The sequence below is a fragment of the Rhodococcus sp. WS3 genome (assembly GCF_003797085.1).
Classification (GTDB): domain Bacteria; phylum Actinomycetota; class Actinomycetes; order Mycobacteriales; family Mycobacteriaceae; genus Rhodococcus_F; species Rhodococcus_F globerula.
In genome coordinates this window covers 1-3703 of record NZ_RKMA01000009.1, presented here as the reverse complement: position 1 = coordinate 3703, position 3703 = coordinate 1, and the positions used below count along the sequence as shown (strand labels likewise).

Below are 3703 nucleotides of genomic sequence, written 5' to 3'. Positions count from 1 at the left end.
AAGGACATGTCGAGCACCTGCTCACCAAACTCGGATTCACATCCCGCGCACAGATCGCAGCGTGGGTAGTGGAGCAGACACAAAACGATCGGTAACGACAAGTGGCACTGTGTACTCCACAGCGGGAACACGATCCGGCTGCGCGCCCACCGGCTTCGACCTCGGTGCCAGCCAGGGTTCAGACTCGCTGCAGCGCAACGCCCTACCCAAGGCGGTTTGCGCTACGACCTCAAGGCACACACGGGCCAAGGTAGGCTTCTTGGCATGGCGAAGCGAATTGCGGCCGGGAGGTCGGACAGCGCTCCCGCACCAATCGAACTGCTCGAAGGTGAATCAGCGAAACTTTCAACCAAGTCCGCGGGAGCCAATGCTGCGCCACCCACGACAACGCCGAACCGGCCCGCCCGAGTCTCGCTGCGCGATGCGCAGCGAGCGGTAACCCGGACCCGGCTGATGGCCGGCGCTATGGATGTTTTTGCAGATACGACGTACCCCGCGGCGACTGTTGACGAGATCGCGATCGCGGCGGGTGTCGGTCGGGCGACGTTCTATCTTCACTTTCGCAGCAAACTTGATCTCCTGCAGGCGATCATGACCGATGCGACACCCGAGATCTTGTCATACTTCGAGCGGGCCGATCTAGCGTTCGCCACCGGAGATACAGCGGGCGTCGAAGCCTGGGTCCGCGACGGATTGACGTACTTCGAGAAAAATCGAACCTTGATGTTCGTACTCGATGAGGTCCTCGCGACCGAGCGAGCCGAGTACACAACCTTGTTCAACACCCCAGTCGAGTTCAGCGACTGCATGCCGTTGCTCATGTCGAACTGGCCGTCCGAACGTCGATCCGAGGCGAGCGCACGAATCCGCCTGATGGCCTTGATGCTCAATCGGACATGGCTGTCCTCATCCGGGCTAACCAACGACCAACTCGTGAAAATGCTCGCTGATATCTGCGTGAAAGCTGTCTGTCCGCCCACCGTGCCCCCGGCCACGACAGCAGGTCACGAAGCCTGATTTCTTCCCAAGGATCCTAGAACTTCATTGCGAGATGCAGGCATAACCGGTTTCACTAACTTATCACCGGATGCGCACGAGCAATCCAAACTGAAGGGCTTGGCGGCGGCTTACGCCCTGCCTGTACTTATTTGTCAGTACAACGATCGTCGACGCGATCGCCTAGAGGCGGGGCTTCAGGACTGACCTACGCTCACTGACTGGTGTCCGTGCAGTCGACACCGCCGACCGTCAGCTTGCAGCGGCGATAGCGGAGTGTCCGCGTCTTCCTTTGTGCGACTGCGCGCGATGTATCACCTCCGCCCGAAGCCCCGTCAGCCCAATTGGTATGGGAACGAAACGCATCGGGCGAAAAGTCCGCTCCATGCAAGCATTCCGATGAGTTGCGAAAACGCATTGTCTTCTTGGTAGACAGGTCGTACAGTCTTTCTAACAAGGCATGGTTGATCGGGCGTTGCCTTCATGGCGACCGCCCAGGAAGGGTGGGTCAAATGCCCAAGTCAAAAACTCGTTCCACGCTCCCCCGCAGTAACGTCGCCATTCATCAGATGGTCAACACGGGCGATTGCGTCGCTCCTGAAGGACGGCCACTTGCCCAGTGCCTCAACGAGGTCCAGCGGTGGATCGCGTGGTGAGCACCGACGAACCGAAAGTTCGGGTCGATCCAACCAACGCCGAGCTGACAGTCGAGGAGCTGGCGATCACGCAGGAACTCGTCCGCTCGGCTCGTGCCCGCGGCGTCGCGATGACCGGACCGCACGGGATACTGAAGGCGTTGACCAAGACGGTGATCGAGACCGCGTTGGACGAGGAGATGATCGAGCACCTCGGCTACAGCAAGCATGACCCCACCGGCCGCGACAGCGGAAACTCCCGCAACGGCACCCGTGTCAAGACGGTACTGACCGACAACGTCGGCCCCGTCAAAATCGACGTCCCGCGGGACCGCGACGGCACTTTCGACCCGGCCATCCTCAAGAAAGGTCAACGACGCCTAGGCGGGGTCGACACGATCGTGCTGTCGTTGGTCGCCAAAGGACTGACCGCCGGAGAGGTCTCTGCCCACTTCGAGGAGATCTACGGTGCGTCGCTGTCGAAGGACACCATCTCCAAGATTACCGACCGGGGCCTTACCGAGATGGCCGACTGGGCCGCCCGTCCCCTCGAGAAGGTCTACGCCGCGGTGTTCATCGACGCGGTCTACGTCAAAGTCCGCGATGGGCAGGTCGCCAACCAGCCCTTCTATGCTGCGATCGGTGTCGACCTGGCCGGACACAAAGACGTCCTCGGCCTGTGGGCGGGTACCGGAGCTGGGGAATCAGCGCAGTTCTGGATGCAGGTTCTGACCGAACTGAAGAACCGCTGCATCGAGGACGTGTTCTTCATTGTCTGTGACAGCCTCAAGGGACTCCCGGACTCGGTCGGAGCGGTCTTCCCCCAAACAACAGTCCAGACGTGTGTGATCCATCTGATCCGGAACACGTTCAAACACGCCTCGAAAAAGTTCTGGGGTGAGATCGCCGAGGACCTCAAGCCGATCTACCGGGCCCCGTCGCGGGAGGTCGCGTGGGCGGCGTTCGAGAAGTTCGAGGACAAGTGGGGCAAGACCTACCCAGCGATTGGCCAACGGTGGCGCAACGCTTGGGAACAGTTCGTGCCGTTTCTGGATTTCGACGTCGAGATCCGAACAGTGCTGTGCAGCACCAACGCGATCGAGAGCTTGAACGCGCGCTATCGGCGTGCGGTCACCGTCCACGGACACTTCCCGACGGAGCAGGCCGCGTTGAAGTTCCTGTACTTGGTCACCAGGTCGCTGGATCCTAAGGGAACTGGTCAGCAACGATGGACCATGCGCTGGCAGCCGGCGCTAAACGCGTTCGCGATCACGTTCGGTGACCGCATGCCCACCACAGCTCGTCAACAGCAGATCCAATCCGAAGAACCTGAAATGAGACCTACCAGCTACCCCTTTTCTCGGACAGACCCATGCCAGGCGCGAAGTAGTTACCTGCATCCAGAAGGGGCACAAATACGGCGGTGACTCGTCGTAGCGGCGCACGAGGAGTGGCCCTGCCGTGCCGATCGGGAATATCGCAGCCGAATTCGTCGCACTGGTGTTGGGTGACGTTGAGCAGAACGACACGAATGCCCAGACTGTCTCACCCCCGAAAGAAGTTGCCGCCGGCACCGTGCAATCCGGGTAGTCGTGGTTGTAGACACACATCCAGGAGCTGGCACCGACCTTCTACTTCAAGCGAAATTCCACGCAGTCTCACAAGGTGGTGTGAATCCCCAAGGTGGCAGTTCCCGAAGGCTCAATGGTTCTGGACTGTGAATCATGTTGTCCACCAGCCAATGAGGAAGCAAGACCTGTCACACTGCCAGCAAGAACTGCAGAGCCGCTTCGTCGACAGACCCTGAATCTCACGGGGAACCCTCCCCTGCGCTCCTGGTCCGTGCTTCGACCCACCGCCGCGAAGATGCTCCTCTCGTCGCCGGCACAGAGCTCCCCCGAAGCATTTCACCGTGAAGTGCATTCTTCCGGCGCGCTATCCCATGTTCTGCCGTGCCGCTTCATCAATCGATAGCCGCTGGTTACCACCGGACGACCCAGCCGCGAATATTTCCCGTGGGTTATCCACAAGCATGGTCTCGATATCTCGTGGCGTGACGCCCGCGTCCAACA

The 3703-nt window shown here is 60.2% G+C and carries 3 protein-coding genes and 1 pseudogene; all 4 read left to right on the top strand.

Going from position 1 to position 3703, the window contains the following annotated elements:
- Positions 1 to 264: 264 nt before the first annotated feature.
- The 4 genes and pseudogenes from EEB13_RS31280 to EEB13_RS32290 all read left to right on the top strand — a co-directional run bounded on the left by EEB13_RS31280 (position 265) and on the right by EEB13_RS32290 (position 3221).
- Complete coding sequence (locus tag EEB13_RS31280; RefSeq protein WP_141487030.1) at positions 265 to 1017, top strand: TetR/AcrR family transcriptional regulator; 753 nt, start codon at positions 265 to 267, stop codon at positions 1015 to 1017.
- Between the two features lie 491 nt (positions 1018 to 1508).
- Positions 1509 to 1652 carry a hypothetical protein gene (locus tag EEB13_RS31765; RefSeq protein WP_187328662.1) on the top strand — a complete coding sequence of 48 codons (144 nt, stop codon included), beginning with the start codon at positions 1509 to 1511 and terminating at the stop codon, positions 1650 to 1652.
- Positions 1646 to 2923 (top strand): annotated as a pseudogene (locus tag EEB13_RS31275) (IS256 family transposase); the annotation flags it as partial. The gene EEB13_RS31765 and the pseudogene EEB13_RS31275, both read left to right, overlap by 7 nt.
- Positions 2924 to 3092: 169 nt before the next feature.
- A complete protein-coding gene (locus EEB13_RS32290) occupies positions 3093 to 3221 on the top strand; it encodes a hypothetical protein (RefSeq protein ID WP_261984699.1) in 129 nt (42 codons plus the stop codon).
- The last annotated feature ends 482 nt before the right edge of the window (positions 3222 to 3703 follow it).